Genomic DNA, 17692 nt, shown 5'->3' with positions numbered 1-17692 from the left:
TCGATAAGTTAGATAGATGCCTGCTGGACTGGTAAGGTAGCGTAAGGCTCGAAAAGTCTTAAAAGGAGACCTTTGCGTTATTTGCTTTCGCTCCAGGGAAGGGAAGAAGCTTTACCTGCTAAAAAATCGGCCTTGCGACTGGCCAGTTCTTTAGCCTGCTGTTCAAGTATGGCATCGCTTTCATTATCTATACGGTAGTTATAATCCAAACTGTCAAGAAATGCCAGGAGTACTCTTTTCTCCTGTTCGTTTTGAATGTCTACTCTTAAAGTTTCCATATGCAAATTTAAGTTAAATATGACAAATCGCGCTAATAGTATCGACGAACAAAGCCTAAATCAGCTATAATTAATAAATAAATCCGAAATCGAAAATCCGATATCCGAAATAATTGAAAATCCTATCTTTGCTCCCTATGACTGCTACTGAAATACGACAGGCTTTTCTTGATTTTTTTGTTTCAAAGGGACACACCATCGTTCCTTCGGCGCCAATTGTAATTAAAAACGACCCAACCCTGATGTTTACCAACGCGGGGATGAACCAGTTTAAAGATATATTTTTAGGCGAGGCAGCACCCAAGGCCCCGCGCGTGGCCGATACACAGCGTTGTTTACGCGTATCGGGCAAGCATAACGATTTGGAAGAGGTAGGTATTGATACCTATCATCACACCATGTTTGAAATGCTGGGTAACTGGAGCTTTGGCGACTACTTTAAAAAAGAAGCCATTGCCTGGAGCTGGGAACTGCTTACTGAAGTGTACAAGCTGCCTAAAGACCGCCTGTATGTTACCTATTTTGAAGGGGACGAAAAGGAAGGCCTTGAAGCGGATACCGAAACCTACGAACTGTGGAAACAGTATGTGGCCGAAGATCATATCCTGCGTGGTAATAAAAAAGATAACTTTTGGGAAATGGGCGAAACAGGCCCGTGTGGCCCATGTTCGGAGATCCACTTTGACAGTCGCCCGGATAGTGAGCGTGCCGAAGAAAGTGGCGCTATATTAGTAAATGCAGATCACGACCAGGTTATCGAGATCTGGAACGACGTATTTATGCAGTTTAACCGCCTTAAGGGTGGTGTATTGCAACCGCTCCCTAATAAACATGTTGATACCGGGATGGGTTTTGAACGTTTGGTACGCGTGCTGCAAGGTAAAACATCCAACTATGATACCGATGTTTTTCAGCCGATGATCCAGTTCATTGCCGAAAAATCGGGCAAGAAATATAACAGTGCCGCCAAACCTGGTGACGCTGACTGGAATGACGCGGTAGCTATGCGCGTACTGGCCGATCATATCCGTGCCATAAGCTTCGCCATTGCCGACGGGCAATTACCGGCAAGCAATAAAGCAGGCTATGTGATCCGCAGGATCTTGCGAAGGGCTGTGCGTTATAGCTATCAAACTTTAGGTTTTCAAGAGCCCTTCTTTAACGTGTTAGTTCCTTTATTAGCTGAACAGTTTAAAGGTGTATTCGATAATCTTTTTGAGCAAAAGGACTTTGTACAAAAGGTAATTTTGGAAGAGGAAGTATCTTTCTTAAGGACATTGCAAAATGGAATAAAAAGATTTGATGAAATAACTACAGTAATCATCGATGGTCAAGTTAGTGGCTCCATTAAGTCTGATGCAAATATTGACACAATGGATGCAATGAAAGGAATAATAACCGGAAAGGCGGCCTTTGAGCTATCTGACACTTATGGCTTTCCTATTGATTTAACTGAACTGATGGCTCGTGAGAAAGGTTGGTCTGTCGACGTTGAAGGCTTCAATGCTGCCCTTCAGGAACAAAAGACCCGTTCCCGAGCTGCTACCGCCATTGATACCGGCGACTGGATTGTTTTAAGAGATGATGAATCGGTTGAGTTTACCGGTTATGATGAAACAGAGAGCATTGCCCATATCGTAAAGTACCGTAAAGTAACTGCTAAAGGCAAGGAGCAATATCAACTGGTATTGGATAAAACGCCTTTCTATGCCGAAAGCGGTGGCCAGATAGGCGATAAAGGCGAACTGGTTTTTCCTGACGGCGAGATCATTCCGGTTACAGATACCAAAAAAGAGAACGGACTGATAGTTCATTTTACCGATAAACTGCCGCAGGATATTGACGATGCGTTAACCGCCATTGTTGATCCTGCTTTGCGAAGCCAAACCAACAGCAACCACTCGGCCACGCACTTACTGCATGCCGCTATGAAGCAGGTATTGGGAGCGCACGTAAATCAAAAAGGTTCGTTGGTTAATGCCGATTATCTGAGGTTCGACTTTTCGCACTTTGCTAAAGTGACCGATGAAGAGTTGGCCCAGATTGAGGCCATCGTAAACCAAAAGGTACGTGAAAATATTCCGCTTAAGGAAGAGCGCAGCGTATTATATGCTGAGGCTATCAGCAGCGGTGTAACAGCCCTGTTTGGCGAAAAATATGGCGAGTATGTGCGTGTAATTACTTTTGATGATAATTTCAGCAAGGAGCTTTGCGGTGGTACACACGTGAAAGCAACCGGACAAATCGGTTTCTTTAAAATAGTGGCTGAAAGCGCTGTTGCCGCAGGTGTACGCCGTATTGAGGCAATCACTGGTGTAGCTGCCGAAAAATATATCGTTACGCAAAACGCGCTGATTACCCAGTTAAAAGAGCTGCTTAAAAATCCAAAGGATCTTTCAAAAAGTATTGAAGGACTGCTGGATGAAAATGCCAAACTGAAAAAAGAGATCGAAAAATCGATCCTCGAAAAATCATCAGGCTTAAAAACCGAACTGGCTCAAAAAGCAGAAGCTATTGGCGATATCAATTTCATCGCCCAAAAAGTAGCCCTGCCTAATGCCGACGCGGTTAAGAACCTGGCTTATCAGCTTAAAGATATTGTATCAAACCTTTTCCTTGTGCTGGTAGCCGATTTCGACGGCAAACCAAGCATCACCGTAATGATTGCCGAAGAGCTGGTAAAGGAAAAAGGACTGCATGCCGGTAACATTGTAAAAGAACTTGCCAAAGAGGTTAAAGGCGGCGGTGGCGGTCAGCCGTTTTTCGCAACTGCCGGCGGTAGTGATGTAAGTGGGTTGGATAACGCGCTTGCGAAGGCGAGAAGCTTTGTAGGGTAAATAACACCTCCATCACGTCATTGCTTCGTTCCTCGCAATGACATAAAATAAAAAAACGACTGCCTCAACAGAAGCGGTCGTTTTTTATTTTATATACTTTTTTTGGGGAAAAGTCCAGTTGAATATTAATGGTGGTGACCATTATCGTGTCCACGGTGTTCAACCACGCGGGTACGTTTTACTACAGTAGTATGTGGCCTTGGATTATGGTTTACCACGCGGGTACGGTTTACTACGCGTGTGCGGTTCACTACCCTGGTATGATAATTATCACGGACAATCACATTTCTGGTACCACGGTAACGGGCATAAGTATCACGGTCGTGCGCAAAATAAGTATAGGGCCTTGGGCGGTTTACAGCTACTTTATAACCGGTAGCGATGCTATAGGTTGAATAACGAGGAGGTAAAGAACGCCTCCAAACCCAGTTGCCGCCATCTAAATAAATATATTGGTGAGTTGGTACGTAGTAATAACTTTCTACATCTGGTAAATAGTAGTAATTAACGCCTGCATATTCGGCAGGTGGGTTCCATAAACCAACATTTACATTTACGCTTACCTGTGCATTTGCTTTTGTAACCGAAGCCGCAAGTACAAAACATCCTGCAAGCATTCCTAAAATTAACTTTTTCATAGTGTCTGTCTAAATATGCGGCACATATTCAAATGCTGTGCCTGTATTTTGATAGACGGGATCATCTGCATAAGGTTTAAATTTAAGAAGCTGTTAAAATCAACGAACGTCATTTACAGGTTGATAAAATTTCATTGCCGTTGGTTTTAACCAATGGATCATTGAAAAGCGATAAAGGGGCTTTAGCCAAAATCTGCTCGTATAGTTGGGCTAAAGCCAAGTTCTTTCGGCCTTCACTCCGTTGGTTAAAACCAACGGTAATGAATTTATTGCAAACGGCCTTTAGGCTAATCTTAGGTTACTAACTTTCACTTTTTAAATGATATAAATCGCTGTCGCAATTGGATTTTTTAGGCTTAATGCTTTTTACCTTAGAAAATTTAGCAATTCAAAAGCCATCGGTGCGGTTAATACACCTCATTGATTATGTGTACTAAACTGTAAACCTGATGTTTCCTACCGTATAAGTATATTATTGCATCTTTACCGTTGTTTTTAAGAGCAAAATGGCACAGATAGTGTATTAATCTTTATATATTTGGTTTTTATAGCTCAGTAAATTATAGCTGAATTTTTATTTTTATGACAGTTCTCGCAGACGGGATAGCTGAAAAGTACGAGTTGGTGATAGGCCTCGAAGTACACGCGCAGTTATCTACATCAAGTAAGGTATTCTCGGCAGATTCTGCTGCCTTTGGTGCCGAACCTAATCGCCATGTTAGCGCGGTATCGTTGGGACATCCCGGTACCCTGCCCTTTATTAATAAAAAAGCGGTTGAATATGCCGTTAAAATGGGCCTGGCCTGTAATTGCACTATCAACCTGAATAATAGCTTCGCCCGTAAAAATTATTTTTATGCCGATTTGCCTAAAGGTTACCAGATAAGCCAGGATCAGGCACCGATATGCCTTAAAGGCTATGTGCCTGTGAAGCTGGCCGATGGAACTGAAAAGAATATCGCCCTGCATCATATCCATATGGAAGAGGATGCAGGTAAAAGTATGCACGATCAGCACCACGCCGATTCATTGATAGACCTGAACCGTGCAGGTGTGCCACTGGTTGAGATCGTATCTGAACCAGATATGCGCAGTGCCGAAGAGGCTGGTCAATTCCTGACCGAGATGCGCAAGATCCTGCGTTACCTGGATATCTGTGATGGTAACATGGAAGAGGGTAGCATGCGTTGCGACGCCAATATTTCGGTAAGGCTTAGAGGCGCGACCACTTATGGCAACCGCTGTGAGGTAAAAAACCTTAACTCTATCCGTAACGTACAGCGTGCCATTGAGCACGAATTTGTGCGCCAGGTAAATATTATTGAAGCAGGTGGCCATATCTACCAAAATACGCTGAACTTTAACGCTGACACCGGCGAAACCTCGGTGCTGCGCTCCAAAGAGATGGCAAACGATTACCGTTATTTCCCCGAGCCAGACCTACCGCCGTTAAAGCTTAGCAATGAGTACGTAGAGAACATTCGTAAAGGTTTACCTGCATTGCCAGCTCAACTGTATCATAAATATACCGAGCAATTAGGTTTAACAGCTTATGATGCTTCGGTTATCACTGCCGATAGGGATACTGCCGTTTATTTTGAATCGCTGATAAAACATACTGATCATTATAAAGCTGCTGCCAACTGGCTGATGGGTGCTGTACGCTCTTACCTGAACGATCATAATCAAACCATTGGTAACTTTGCTGTTACGCCGCAAAACCTTGCCGCCCTCATCAAACTAATTGACACCGGGGTGATAAATAATTCTGTAGCTTCGCACAAATTATTCCCTGCCATGATCAAGGAACCGGGTAAAAAACCGGATGATCTGGCTAAGGAGCTTAACCTGCTGATTAGTGCTGACGGCGATGATGTAACCCGTTTTATAAAGGATGCCATCGCTAAATATCCTGATAAGGTTAAGGAATACCAAAAGGGGAAAAAGGGCGTTTTAGGCCTGTTTATGGGTGAGATCATGAAAAGCTCAAAAGGTAAGATCGATCCGCAGAAAACTAACCAGCTATTGATTAAAGAATTAGAAGCTAAGTAAATGAAAGTTAAAAATATGGCTGCCGGCGCATTGTTATTGCTAAGCGCCGGTATGTACTCTTGTAAAAACCAATCGCAGTTCAGCGTTTCTGGGACTATCAAAAATCCCGGTGCCCTTAAAGCTGTTTATTTGATTGAGGCCGATAGCTCGGGCTTAAAAATTGTTGACTCAACATCATTGGGCGAGGGCGGCAAATTTGAGTTTAAGCATGTGGCGCTTTATCCAAACCTGTTTAAACTTCGAGTAGGCAATACCGGTCCGCAAGGCAGCGAAATGCAGGGCGAAAACCTGTACGATTTCATTGCTAAAAATGGTGATGATATCGAGTTTGAAACTGACAATAACGATAAAAAGCACGAGTATACCATTAAAGGCTCTGACGATTCGGACAAAATAAAAGAGTTTAACCGTATCAGTAACCTTTATGGCGATAAAAACGCCAAGCTTTTTGCCGAGTACCAGGAAAAATCGCACGGTGAGCGTAACGATTCGCTGCTGAAAATATACATGCCTATATTTTTAAAGAACGTGAACGAAAGTGGTGAGGCGGTTTTAAAATTTGTGAACGACAATAAAAACTCGCTTGCAGGTTTCTACGCGGCTACCACACTTGACCCTACAAAATACGAAGCTCAACTGATTAAGTTTGCCGATGAGATCAGGGGCGATTTTAAAGATAATCCTACTGTACAAAAATTCATTGCGCAGATGGATAAAGCTAAGCCTATTTCTATCGGGCACAAAGCGCCTGAGTTTACTGTTAACGGTATAGATGGTAAACCAATTAAACTGTCAGACTATAAAGGTAAATATGTAATGATCGATTTTTGGGCTTCATGGTGTCAGCCTTGCCGCCAGGAAAACCCTAATGTGGTTAAACAATATGCTACTTTTAATTCTAAAGGCTTTAATATATTAGGTGTATCCCTTGACAAAGACAAGACCCCATGGCAAAAAGCTATCAGCGATGATAAACTTACCTGGGCTCATGGATCTGATTTAAATGGCTTTGAAGGCCCTACAGAAAGGCTTTATCATATAGAGGCTATCCCGTCAAATTTCATTATCGACCCGCAGGGAAATATCGTTGCCAAGAATATTACGGGCGCCGATCTTGAAGCTTTTTTAAATAAAACATTTAAATAGCCTCAACTTACGGTTAATATAAGGTAACGTTTAACAATTTGTTAATATTAACTTAACTATTAGCTGTTGTAAAGCGTATACTTTTATACAAAAAAATTAACGCAACATGAGCAGCACCGCAAAACAGAAAATACTTATTGTTGATGATGAACCGGATATTTTAGAACTGATTGAGTATAACCTGAAAAAAGAGGGTTACCAGGTGTTTTTAGCGCGTAATGGCCAGGAAGCCGTTGCCGAAGCAAAAAAAGCCTTACCTGATCTGATTGTACTGGACATCATGATGCCTAAAATGGATGGGATAGAAGCATGCCGTATTATGCGCACCATGCCTGAGTTTAAAAATACCTTTATGGTGTTTTTAACAGCCCGCAGCGAAGAGTATTCGGAAATTGCCGGTTTTAACGTAGGTGCCGATGATTATATTGCAAAGCCTATTAAGCCCCGCGCACTGGTTAGCCGCATAAATGCAATCCTGCGCCGTAATGCTCCTGCCGAAGACGTAATTGATAACAAACTGGAAATTGGCGATCTGGTTATTGACCGCGAAGCTTACCTGGTTTACAAAAACGGCGTTAAGGTAGTATTGGCCAAAAAAGAATTTGAATTGCTTTACCTGCTTGCTTCAAAACCAGGCAAGGTTTATACCCGTGAGGTGATCCTTAAAAATATCTGGGAAGATTCGGTAGTGGTTACCAACCGTACCATCGACGTACACATTCGTAAACTACGCGAAAAACTGGGCGACGATTGTGTTGCTACAGTAAAAGGTGTAGGTTACAAATTTGAGGCGTAAGCCCCCCGGCCCCCTAAAGGGGGAGTTTGGAATATTAAAAAAGCGATTGGAAAACCAATCGCTTTTTTTGTGCCTATATCGTCAGCCGGTCTTTAGTTCACAGTTTCGGTTTCTTTAGTATAATATTTCCGCCGAAGCCAAAATGCCGCGTTAACCAGTGCTATCAAAGCCGGTACCTCAACCAACGGGCCTATTACCCCGGCAAAGGCCTGACCCGAGTTAATACCAAATACGCCTATTGACACCGCGATGGCCAGCTCAAAATTATTGCCGGTAGCTGTAAAGGCTATCGATGTGCTTTTTGAATAATCGGCGCCGAAGTATCTGCCAGTAAAGAAACTCAGTAAAAACATAATGGCAAAGTACAGTACCAGCGGTATAGCAATATGTACAACGTCCATTGGGATCTGTACGATAAGTCTGCCTTTAAGGCTAAACATAACTATAATAGTAAACAAAAGCGCGATTAACGTAACAGGTGAAATAAAGGGAACAAACTTTTGCTGAAACCAATCAATACCCTTTAACTTAATTAAAGTATAACGACTAATGATTCCTGCGGCAAATGGAATTCCCAGATAAACCCCTACACTTTTAGCAATCTGAATTACGGTGATATGAATCTGAAGGCCCTTAAAGCCGAATAAGGGCGGTAGTACGGTTATGAAAATATAAGCGTACACACTGTATAAAAGTATCTGGAAAATACTGTTCAAAGCTATCAGACCCGCAGCGTATTCACGGTTGCCATCGGCAAGTTCATTCCACACCACCACCATGGCAATACAACGTGCAAGCCCGATGAGTATGAGCCCTACCATATACTCGGGGTAGCTATGCAGGAAAACTAATGCCAATATGAACATCAGTACCGGCCCTATGATCCAGTTTAAAAACAGGGACGCACTCAAGACTTTAACATCCTTAAACACTTTGCCCATATGTTCGTATTTTACTTTGGCAAGCGGTGGGTACATCATCAATATAAGCCCGATGGCCAGGGGGATATTGGTTGTACCGGTTGAAAATGAGTTGATAAAGCCTGATGAGGAAGGTATAAAATAGCCTATGGCAACCCCTATAATCATAGCCAGGAAAATCCAGACGGTAAGATAACGGTCAATAAAACCAAGCCGTTTTCGTTCAATGGCCGGAGCACAATTATTGGCAGACATATTAAGGCCTTTCTGTTAAATAGCCCATCACAAACTCCCGGGCATATACTTTGATCTGCTCCCGTACTTTTCTAAATTCATCCATCACCTCATCTTCGGTACCACGGGCTTTTGCCGGATCCGGGAAATTATGGTGGAAACGTTTTACATCTCCCGGAAAAAACGGACAGGCTTCTTTGGCGTTATCACAAACAGTGATCACATAGTCAAATTTAACATCGGCATATTCATCAACATGGTTTGATGTGTGGCCGGAAATATCAATGCCATCCTCTGCCATTATTTTAATGGCTTTGGGGTTTACGCCATGTGTTTCAATACCTGCGCTATATATCTTTGCGCTATCGCCGGCAAAATGTTTTAAATATCCTTCGGCTATCTGGCTTCGGCAACTATTGCCTGTGCATAATACTAATACATTTTTCATTTATTATTGATTAACAGCAGCCGGGTTCGCAGCATGCTTTAGGTTTTTCGGCGTAAACAGTAACACTTACAATAGCTCCGTTGCTATTTTTGAATTCGGCAATCTCATCTGCCGACAGGTAATTAGCTAAGATATCGTCGGGAATTACTATGGGTTTTTCCTTTTGTATGGTGATATTCACAAAACCATTTTTGCTGATGAACTCCAGATAGTCGTCTTTTTGGATGGCTCCGGACACGCAGCCTGCATACATTTCGGCCGCTGTCCTGAGTTTTTCCGGTAACTCGCCGGTTAGCACGATGTCCGAAATGCTAAAGTGCCCGCCGGGTTTCAATACCCGATAGATGTCTTTGATAACTGCATTTTTATCCGGTACCAGGTTCAAAACACAGTTGCTTACAATTACGTCGGCTACATTAGCTGTAACCGGCATATGCTCAATATCGCCCAGGCGAAATTCTACGTTGTTAAAGCCAAGCTTTTCCGCATTTTCGCGGGCCTTGCTAATCATTGCTTCTGTAAAATCAATACCGATCACTTTGCCTGTTTCGCCGGTTTCAGCACGGGCAATAAAGCAATCGTTACCCGCGCCGCTGCCAAGGTCAATAACGGTATCTCCCTTTTTAATTTCGGCAAATTGAGTAGGCAAACCGCATCCTAAACCAAGGTCGGCATCGGCATTATACCCCTGCAGCTCGGTATAGTCTTCGCTCATGATATTATAAACCTCGGTTGAGCAGCATCCTGCGCCGCAGCATGACGATTGATTGGTATCCTTATCCTGTAAGGCTATTTCGCTGTATTTCAGTTTTACCAATTCTTTTAATTCCTCGTTTGTTTTCATTTGTTTATTGCAATATTACGATTGATATCATCAAAAAATTTTAGCAGCAGCTATTAATGCCTTTGTAAGATGAGAACAATTTGTTTAACTCATTATTCAGGTTTTTCCAGGCCTGGGGTTCAATGCAATAACAAACGCTTACACCCTCAATAGTACCTTGTATCAAACCGGCGTTCTTCAACTCTTTAAGGTGTTGAGATACCGTGGGCTGCGCCAGGCCTAATTCAGATGACAAATCACCACAAATACAAGCCTTTGCCTCAATAATGAGTTGTAGAATGGCAATGCGGGCAGGATGGGCGATAGCCTTAAGCTGTAGCGCCAGTTTATTCTGCTCGTCGGTAAATATTTCTGTTTTGGTAATGCCCATAATTATATTGCAATATTACGATTAATTAAATTGATGTCAATGGCAGTCTTAATTTATTTTTCAAAATTGTTTGTTTGAGGGATGAATTGAGGATGGGAGAGAGGAAGACTTACGAAGTTTTTAAAACTTTGTAAGTCTGAGGAAAATTGTAATTTACTTTGAAGCCGCAGTAGCTTTCTTGTTAACTGCAGTAGTAGCTTTTGCCGTTTTAGATGCTACGGCCTTTTTAGCTTCTGTAGCTTCGGTTTTGGCTTTTGTGGTAATGGCTTTAGCTTTGGTTGCCGCTTTGGCTTTTACTTCAGCTACGGCTTTCTTAGCACTTGCTGCCTCATCTTTCGCTTTGGTGGTGATGGCTTTAGCCTTGGTTTCTGCTTTAGCTTTTACTTCCGAAGCCGTTGTTTTGGCCTTGGCTGTTACCGCGGCAGCTTTGTTTGTTGCTGCTGTTTTCGCCGTTGCTACTTTTTTGGCAGTAGTGGCTTTTTTAGCGGTTACTTTTTCTTTTATATCTTCTATTTTTTCTTCGGCTGCTTCTTTTACGTCTTCGGCTGTGTCTTTTGTGCCTTCCCAAAGGCTTTCAATTGTTTCTTTAACCTTCTCGAAAAATCCTTTTTCTTCTGGTTGGGTTGAATTGTCAATCATGATGTTTTTTATAGATAGGTAAACAGATTGTTATTAATTAACCTTCTAACCTTAAAAAGTTTAGGTTTGTTTTAAATCTGCTTAACAAACGCATCATATTTACATAAAACAAAAAGTCCCGCCTTTGGGGCAGGACTTTCAATATTGGAGCATTCAACTATTTTACAACCGAAAACTTATAAAGTGACTGAGTTTTATAAGTATCGCCCGGTTTCAACTCTGTTGATGGGAACTGTGGTTGATTTGGAGAATCAGGAAAATGCTGAGTTTCCATAGCGAATGATGTACGGTACTCATCTTTGATACCACGTTTCATCACGTTTTTAGCCTGCATAAAGTTACCGCTGTAAAACTGTAAGCCAGGTTCTTCGGTAAATACTTCCATTTTGATACCGCTTTTATCACCAATAACTGTAGCAATAGGGGTGCTCAGGTCATGCTTGTTTAACACAAAGTTATGATCATAACCTTTACCATCTTTTAATTGAACATTGTCCACATTAATGCGTTTGCCAATAGTTTCAGGTTTGGTGAAATCAAACGGAGTACCTGCAACTTTTTCAAGTTTGCCGGTAGGGATCAGGCCTGCATCAACCGGTAAATAGTTATCTGCATCTATCTGCACTACGTGATCAAGAATAGTACCGCTACCTTCGCCATTTAAGTTAAAGAACGCGTGGTTAGTAAGGTTAACAACTGTTTTTTTATCAGTTGTAGCCTCGTACTGGCATTTAAATGAGTTATCATCTGTAAGGCTGTAAGTAACTTTAACATTGAGGTTACCAGGAAAACCTTCTTCCATATCTTTTGAAAGATAGGTAAGCTCAACAGTAGATGAATCAATCATTTTGCCATCCCAAACCACTTCCTGGAAACCATGTTTACCACCATGCAGCGTGTTTGGCGTATTGTTTATTGACGACTGGTAATCTTTGCCATCAATTTTAAAATGACCTTTGGCAATACGGTTACCATAGCGACCAATAGTAGCGCCATAGTAACGTTCGGTTGATTTCTCAAAACCTTCTACATCGTCAAAGCCCAAAACAACGTCGGTTAGCTTACCGTTTTTATCAGGTACCGACAGGCTTACCACTCTGCCGCCGTAGTTGGTGATGGTAGCAGTTAAGCCGTTTTTGTTTTTAAGGGTGAAAAGATGGGTTTGTTTTCCATCGATTGTTTTTTCGAATGCTGATGCAGTGGTTTTGGTGCTATCCGCCATAGTAGTGTTTTTCTGTGAGGTTGAAGTTTGATTACAAGCAGCCAAATATAGGCTACAGGCGGGTAAAATTGTTAAAGAAATACCTTTAATTAAGTTTCTCATAAATGGCTTGTTTATAGTTTGGTTTAAAAATAGCGTTTTTTCATTATCCCCTTTCTTTATAATGTACCTCACTTAAACCACGTAGCTTTTCGGCAGCAAATTCGGCGGTAATATCGCGCTGCGGGTTTGCCAGCATTTCATAGCCTACCATAAATTTTTTAACCGTAGCCGAACGTAGCAAAGGCGGATAAAAGTGCATATGCCAGTGCCAGTAAGGATGCTCACCAGAGTTAACTGGCGATTGGTGCATACCTGCCGAATAAGGGAATGAGGTTTCGAACATATTATCATACCTGATGGTCAGCCTCCTGATGGCATCGGCAAGGCCGTGTTTTTCTTCTTCTGTAAAGTAAAGAATGCTGGTTACATGCCTTTTGCTGATGATCATGGTTTCGTATGGCCAAACCGCCCAAAACGGCACTAACACTGCAAAATGATCATTTTCAAAAACGATACGGTCTTGTTTTTTCAGTTCAAGTGCGAGGTAATCGGCCAACAAACTGGTGCCTTTTTGCTCAAAATGAAGTTTTTGTTGCTGAGTTTCCTTTGCTACTTCAACCGGAAGACTGTTTTGCGCCCAGATTTGCCCGTGCGGATGCGGGTTACTGCAACCCATGATATCGCCTTTGTTTTCAAAGATTTGGATATGTTTGATCCATGGGTAAGAGGCAAGGTCTTCAAATTCCGACTGCCATACATCAACCACTTTGCTGATCTCCTTGGTGGTCATCTGTGGCAGGGTAAGGTCATGTCGTGGCGAAAAGCTTATCACCCGGCAAATACCTTTCTGGCTGTTTGCTACCAATAGTTCATCTTCATTTAAACCACCATCAGGGGTATTCAGCAAAAGCGATGAATAATCATTGGTGAAAACAAAGCTGCCTTTATAATCGGGGTTTTCGCTGCCATCGGCGCGTTTGTTTGTGGGGCACAGGTAACAGGCCGGATCATACTGAGGCCGGTCGTCGGTTTGTGTAGCTTCGACTTTGCCTTGCCATGGGCGTTTTGTACGATGCGGCGATACCAGGATCCAGTCGCCCGTTAAAATGTTTAACCTACTGTGAGGATGCTCTTTCAGATCAAAATTAGTGTCCATTAGTTTAAAATCAGGTAATAATTGGCTTAATACATGTAAGGTAGACAGTTATACCTTAGCGATTTCAAAGTTGGTAAAAATAAATGTAAACCATACATTTAAAATAGCTTTTTTGAAATAAATAGATAAAGTAGAAAGATTGATAGGATTTGTAGAAAAAGTGGGGAGAGAGATTAGAAATGGGTGTCATGCTGAGCCTGTCGAAGCATAGCGGGGTTGGCCTCTGCGCGCGTCCTTCGACAGGCTCAGGATGACAGCTCATCCACACCAAATATTATTCAACGCTGACAGAACTTAAAACCCAAACCCACCAAGCTCCACCACAGCCGAATCGCAGATGTAGGTGGGCACAATACCGGTTGAGGTAATGCGGTTTTCGGCGTCTTTGGCCTGGGTATTTCCGGATAGTACCAATACAGTATCTAACCCGAATTTATTACCGCCCAGGATATCAGTTTGCAGGGTATCGCCAACCATTACAATATCTTTTTTGCTGATAGGGCGGCGTTCACGAAGCAGGTCATAAGCAAACATGAACATCTGTGAATCTGGTTTACCGAAACGGATAAAGGCCTTGCCCACAATTTTTTCAATCATGCTGGCCAAACCGCCAATAGCTATAGATACATCATGCTTGGTTAAGGGATAGGCCTGATCGGTATTGGCCACAATAGCGGGAATGGTGCGTTTGCGCATCAGGTTAACCGATTTGTTCAGATCGCGGCCCCAGTCAAAGCCTTCATCATCTAAAAATACCAGCGCGTTAACCCTGTCGATATTGCTTTCATTCACTTCGGCGATCGGTAGTGTATGCAGACCCGAGCTATCAATATAATGGGCAGAATCGGGCGTGCCAAGGTAAGCCACAATGCCATCATTTACCTTCAGGTCAAGATACTCTTTGGTAAGCATACCCGATGAGATTATCCTATCAGGAGTTATGGCCATCAGTCCTTTTTTTGTATAGGATTCGGCCAGCTGCACCGGGCTTCTTGAGGCATCGTTGGTTACAATGTAGTACTCCTTGCCTTGCTCTTGTAAATAAGCAAAAGTGTTTTCAATACCCGGAAGCAGGCCACCATAATTTTTCAGAACTCCAAAAGCATCAAAAAAAACAACTTCGTATTTATCAATGATGGATTTAAAGTTGTCTATTCTGGTCATGCTTGTCTGTTTTTAGGGTTCTGCAATAAAATGAGCCCGAAAGATAGCTAACCTATTTTAATTTTAAAGCCTCAATGATTTTTTCGGCATCAAAATCCCTGTCTACCGATGGTAAGTAGATATCAAATGCCTCGGCCTGCAGTTTTTTGGCGTATTGTTCGTTAAAAAAGTGCTTGCCATCCTTAATTACATAATTCAGGATAAAAAAGCGGTAAGCTTCTTTTAAAAACCTTATCTCATCTGCAGTCAGCGGGTTTACCTTGTGGTATTCCTTTAAAAACATGATAAAACGGTCTTCCATCATGGTGTTGATCACATAACTGAACACGGTACGGTCGCCAATATCAGATACTACGCGGCTAAAGAAATAAAAATCAAGCAAACGGTAGCTCATCCTGAACCAGTCATAATCCCAGCGCGAGTAAAGTTCCAGGTTTGGCGTTACCGAAAAATTGCCGATGTTCCAATCAATAAATACCGGGATGATCTCAAACGAGCTCATGTTGTATTTAGAGCGGTTTTTCAGGAAAGTTTCGCAATGGTATTTCAGGAAATCGGCCTGCATACCCGTACCAAATTGTTTAGGATCAACCTCGATTTGCTGTAATAACGCCGAAATATCGGTACGTAAAGTTTTTGATGATTTAGGCAATACATTTTTAACCCTTGAACAGGCCTTGTGGAATTTACCCACTTGCTGACCAAGCTTTTTGATATGATTTTCCTCCAACCGGCGCGGTAGACGCTGTAATATGCGGGTAGGGTTATAAAATACCACCCAGGCGTCGGTTTTACCGTGTTTATGATGATAAATGTATACCCGGTTATTTTTCTGTAAAGAACGTGCCAGGAAATTCTCAAACGGGTAAAGCAGGTTAATCGCCAGTGTTTGGATAATGCGGTGATCTTCTTTAAAGTGCTCAAATATGCCAAAATATGATAGTTTGGCTATGATTATATCGTCGTCGTCGAACGTAATACGGTATACATGATTGGTTGAAACCATGGCGCTGATATCTTCAATATCGCGGATAGTTTTTGACGCGTCATACCCCTCCCAGGCCTTGCGGATAATAAAAGAATAGTCCATTTGTATATATCTGCCGGCAAAGTTACGCCAATGGCAGCATTCGGTTTATAATTAAGGGTACAAATATATTATAATTTGTTTGTTGGGGGTAGATAATAAAATGTCATTGCGAGCGAAGCGTGGCAATCTCGTAGCCATTGCAGATCGGATATGTATAACTAAGGGATTGCGTCGTCGTTTCTTTTTACTTATGGAGTGGTTGTAAGTGATTGATGATTAATTGTTTTTTAGATATGGGCGTTGCCTGCGGCCCGGGCTATCCGCTGCAAGTCCTCGCTTTGCCTACACGCAATCCAACGCACGCTGTGGGCTTTACGCTTCTATCCCTAACGCTACCCACCGCGCAGCATAGCTAAAATATAATTTACAAGTCATCACTTTTTTTAGGTTTTAACTGATGGTTACTGGCAATGACGTGAAGAAGAGAAGTCAGATAATCTCAAAATACCTCTTCAATTCCCAATCAGTTACGCTTTTGGCAAACTGGCGGTATTCCCATAGGCGGGTTTGGGTGAAGTGGTCAACAAAGCCTTCGCCGAAGAGTTCTTTGGCAATATCAGAGTTTTGCATGGCTGTTGCGGCCGCGTGAAGGTTAGGCCAAAGTACACCATTGCGTTTATCCTGGTAGCCGTTGCCTACGGTTGGTTCAATATTTAATTCGAGCTTGTTTTTAATACCATACAGGCCTGATGCCAGCGCCGCGGCCATAGCCAGGTATGGGTTGGTATCCGATCCCGGGATGCGGGTTTCCAGGCGGGTATAGTTTTCGGTGGTGTTAATGATCCGGATGGCTGTGGTACGGTTTTCAACGCCCCATGTAATGGTTGTTGGGGCCCAGGCACCTTCTACAAGGCGTTTGTAGCTGTTAATGGTTGGCGCGTACATGGGCAATAAATGGGGCATGCAATAAAGCTGACCTGCGAGGTAATGCTTATGCAGATCGCTCATTTTGTTTACATCATTGGCATCGTAAAACAAGTTTTTTGACTGGTCGCTGGTCCACAGGCTTTGATGGATGTGACCGCTGCAGCCTGGCAGGGTTTCTGTCCATTTAGCCATAAACGACGCCATAATGCCGTGCTTATAGGCAATCTCTTTAACGGCGGTTTTAAATAGGGTAGCCTTATCAGCGGCCGCTAAAACCTCGTCATGCAATATAGCTGCTTCGTATACCCCCGGACCTGTTTCGGTATGTAAACCTTCTATCGGGATATTGAATTTGGTAAGCAGGTTAAACAGGTCGTAGTAAAAATCACTGTTTTCTGACGTGCGTAGTATTGAGTAGCCAAACATGCCCGGTGTAAGTGGTTCAATGTTGGTGAATTTTTTGTCGGCAAGGGTTTGCGGCGTCTCTTTAAAATTAAACCATTCAAACTCCTGTGCAAACTCGGCGTGGTAACCCATGTCGTTACATTGCTTCTTGATGTGTTTGAGCAAACTGCGTGGGCATGCCGGCAGATCGTCACCATCAGGTTTACTGAAATCCGCTAAAAAAAACGGAATATCATCCTGCCAGGGCACATTGCGCAGTGTTGAAAGATCAATGCGGCAAAGCTTATCAGGGTAGCCGCTTTGCCAGCCGGTTAGCTGTACATTATCATAGCAAACATCGTTGCTGTCCCACCCAAAAACAACATCGCAAAATCCGTAACCGCTCTGTAACCCGTCAATAAACTTTTTAGGGTGGATCACCTTACCCCGCAAAATGCCATCGATATCGGCAAAGGCGAATTTTATTTTCTGGATGTTATTCTGTTCAATATATGCTTTGATCTGTTCTGCGTTCATGGTGTAAAAGTATGGCCGGTTAAGGTAT

The 17692-nt window shown here is 42.6% G+C and carries 16 protein-coding genes; 4 read left to right on the top strand and 12 right to left on the bottom strand.

Annotation, left to right across the window (positions count from 1 at the left end):
* Positions 1-77: 77 nt before the first annotated feature.
* Positions 78-278: an addiction module protein gene (locus DUL71_RS23600; RefSeq protein ID WP_114940355.1), complete on the bottom strand. Its 201-nt coding sequence runs from the start codon at positions 276-278 to the stop codon at positions 78-80.
* 137 nt (positions 279-415) lie between these two features.
* Here DUL71_RS23600 and alaS point away from each other — a divergent pair, with 137 nt between their 5' ends.
* On the top strand, positions 416-3115 hold the full coding sequence (gene alaS, locus DUL71_RS23595; RefSeq protein WP_114940354.1) for an alanine--tRNA ligase: 2700 nt from the start codon (positions 416-418) through the stop codon (positions 3113-3115).
* Positions 3116-3240: 125 nt separating this feature from the next.
* On the opposite strand, the gene DUL71_RS23590 is transcribed toward alaS, so the two are convergent.
* Positions 3241-3753: a hypothetical protein gene (locus DUL71_RS23590; protein WP_114940353.1), complete on the bottom strand. Its 513-nt coding sequence runs from the start codon at positions 3751-3753 to the stop codon at positions 3241-3243.
* A 582-nt stretch (positions 3754-4335) separates the two neighbouring features.
* Here DUL71_RS23590 and gatB point away from each other — a divergent pair.
* The 3 genes from gatB (at position 4336) to DUL71_RS23575 (ending at position 7747) form a co-directional block, all read left to right on the top strand.
* Complete coding sequence (gene gatB / locus DUL71_RS23585) at positions 4336-5805, top strand: Asp-tRNA(Asn)/Glu-tRNA(Gln) amidotransferase subunit GatB (RefSeq protein ID WP_114940352.1); 1470 nt, start codon at positions 4336-4338, stop codon at positions 5803-5805.
* On the top strand, positions 5806-6951 hold the full coding sequence (locus DUL71_RS23580) for a TlpA disulfide reductase family protein (protein ID WP_114940351.1): 1146 nt from the start codon (positions 5806-5808) through the stop codon (positions 6949-6951). It abuts the gene before it with no gap.
* A 106-nt stretch (positions 6952-7057) separates the two neighbouring features.
* Entirely contained in the window at positions 7058-7747 is a 690-nt protein-coding gene (locus DUL71_RS23575) for a response regulator transcription factor (RefSeq protein WP_022831601.1), read from the top strand.
* Positions 7748-7839: 92 nt separating this feature from the next.
* Here the strand turns inward: DUL71_RS23575 and arsB are convergent, their stop codons facing one another.
* The 10 genes from arsB to DUL71_RS23525 all read right to left on the bottom strand — a co-directional run bounded on the left by arsB (position 7840) and on the right by DUL71_RS23525 (position 17664).
* Complete coding sequence (arsB, locus tag DUL71_RS23570) at positions 7840-8922, bottom strand: ACR3 family arsenite efflux transporter (protein WP_114940350.1); 1083 nt, start codon at positions 8920-8922, stop codon at positions 7840-7842.
* A gap of 1 nt (position 8923) precedes the next feature.
* Positions 8924-9349 carry an arsenate reductase ArsC gene (locus tag DUL71_RS23565; RefSeq protein ID WP_114940349.1) on the bottom strand — a complete coding sequence of 142 codons (426 nt, stop codon included), beginning with the start codon at positions 9347-9349 and terminating at the stop codon, positions 8924-8926.
* A gap of 10 nt (positions 9350-9359) precedes the next feature.
* Positions 9360-10193: an arsenite methyltransferase gene (locus tag DUL71_RS23560; protein WP_114940348.1), complete on the bottom strand. Its 834-nt coding sequence runs from the start codon at positions 10191-10193 to the stop codon at positions 9360-9362.
* A gap of 40 nt (positions 10194-10233) precedes the next feature.
* Positions 10234-10563 carry an ArsR/SmtB family transcription factor gene (locus DUL71_RS23555; protein WP_114940347.1) on the bottom strand — a complete coding sequence of 110 codons (330 nt, stop codon included), beginning with the start codon at positions 10561-10563 and terminating at the stop codon, positions 10234-10236.
* A gap of 153 nt (positions 10564-10716) precedes the next feature.
* Positions 10717-11202, bottom strand: a complete 486-nt coding sequence (locus DUL71_RS23550) for a hypothetical protein (protein WP_114940346.1) — start codon at positions 11200-11202, stop codon at positions 10717-10719.
* 157 nt (positions 11203-11359) lie between these two features.
* Positions 11360-12526 (bottom strand): aldose epimerase family protein, encoded by a 1167-nt coding sequence (locus DUL71_RS23545; RefSeq protein WP_114940547.1) that lies wholly within the window; start codon positions 12524-12526, stop codon positions 11360-11362.
* A gap of 43 nt (positions 12527-12569) precedes the next feature.
* Complete coding sequence (locus tag DUL71_RS23540; protein ID WP_114940345.1) at positions 12570-13622, bottom strand: UDP-glucose--hexose-1-phosphate uridylyltransferase; 1053 nt, start codon at positions 13620-13622, stop codon at positions 12570-12572.
* A gap of 294 nt (positions 13623-13916) precedes the next feature.
* Positions 13917-14786 (bottom strand): HAD-IIA family hydrolase, encoded by an 870-nt coding sequence (locus DUL71_RS23535; RefSeq protein WP_114940344.1) that lies wholly within the window; start codon positions 14784-14786, stop codon positions 13917-13919.
* 52 nt (positions 14787-14838) lie between these two features.
* Complete coding sequence (locus DUL71_RS23530; protein WP_114940343.1) at positions 14839-15876, bottom strand: hypothetical protein; 1038 nt, start codon at positions 15874-15876, stop codon at positions 14839-14841.
* Between the two features lie 429 nt (positions 15877-16305).
* Positions 16306-17664, bottom strand: a complete 1359-nt coding sequence (locus DUL71_RS23525) for a glutamine synthetase family protein (RefSeq protein WP_114940342.1) — start codon at positions 17662-17664, stop codon at positions 16306-16308.
* Between the last annotated feature and the right edge of the window lie 28 nt (positions 17665-17692).

This window comes from Mucilaginibacter endophyticus (assembly GCF_003351025.1).
Taxonomy (GTDB): domain Bacteria; phylum Bacteroidota; class Bacteroidia; order Sphingobacteriales; family Sphingobacteriaceae; genus Mucilaginibacter; species Mucilaginibacter endophyticus.
The sequence above is the reverse complement of the archived record's forward strand: the minus strand, read 5'-3'. Positions and strand labels throughout refer to the sequence as shown.

Excerpts from the sequence above, each read along its gene's own strand:
- DUL71_RS23565 (WP_114940349.1), bottom strand. The coding sequence starts at position 9,349 with ATGAAAAATGTATTAGTATTATGCACAGGCAATAGTTGCCGAAGCCAG.
- DUL71_RS23560 (WP_114940348.1), bottom strand. The coding sequence starts at position 10,193 with ATGAAAACAAACGAGGAATTAAAAGAATTGGTAAAACTGAAATACAGC.
- alaS (WP_114940354.1), top strand. The coding sequence starts at position 416 with ATGACTGCTACTGAAATACGACAGGCTTTTCTTGATTTTTTTGTTTCA.
- DUL71_RS23530 (WP_114940343.1), bottom strand. The coding sequence starts at position 15,876 with ATGGACTATTCTTTTATTATCCGCAAGGCCTGGGAGGGGTATGACGCG.
- gatB (WP_114940352.1), top strand. The coding sequence starts at position 4,336 with ATGACAGTTCTCGCAGACGGGATAGCTGAAAAGTACGAGTTGGTGATA.
- DUL71_RS23540 (WP_114940345.1), bottom strand. The coding sequence starts at position 13,622 with ATGGACACTAATTTTGATCTGAAAGAGCATCCTCACAGTAGGTTAAAC.
- DUL71_RS23580 (WP_114940351.1), top strand. The coding sequence starts at position 5,806 with ATGAAAGTTAAAAATATGGCTGCCGGCGCATTGTTATTGCTAAGCGCC.
- DUL71_RS23525 (WP_114940342.1), bottom strand. The coding sequence starts at position 17,664 with ATGAACGCAGAACAGATCAAAGCATATATTGAACAGAATAACATCCAG.
- arsB (WP_114940350.1), bottom strand. The coding sequence starts at position 8,922 with ATGTCTGCCAATAATTGTGCTCCGGCCATTGAACGAAAACGGCTTGGT.
- DUL71_RS23590 (WP_114940353.1), bottom strand. The coding sequence starts at position 3,753 with ATGAAAAAGTTAATTTTAGGAATGCTTGCAGGATGTTTTGTACTTGCG.
- DUL71_RS23555 (WP_114940347.1), bottom strand. The coding sequence starts at position 10,563 with ATGGGCATTACCAAAACAGAAATATTTACCGACGAGCAGAATAAACTG.
- DUL71_RS23550 (WP_114940346.1), bottom strand. The coding sequence starts at position 11,202 with ATGATTGACAATTCAACCCAACCAGAAGAAAAAGGATTTTTCGAGAAG.
- DUL71_RS23600 (WP_114940355.1), bottom strand. The coding sequence starts at position 278 with ATGGAAACTTTAAGAGTAGACATTCAAAACGAACAGGAGAAAAGAGTA.
- DUL71_RS23535 (WP_114940344.1), bottom strand. The coding sequence starts at position 14,786 with ATGACCAGAATAGACAACTTTAAATCCATCATTGATAAATACGAAGTT.
- DUL71_RS23575 (WP_022831601.1), top strand. The coding sequence starts at position 7,058 with ATGAGCAGCACCGCAAAACAGAAAATACTTATTGTTGATGATGAACCG.
- DUL71_RS23545 (WP_114940547.1), bottom strand. The coding sequence starts at position 12,526 with ATGAGAAACTTAATTAAAGGTATTTCTTTAACAATTTTACCCGCCTGT.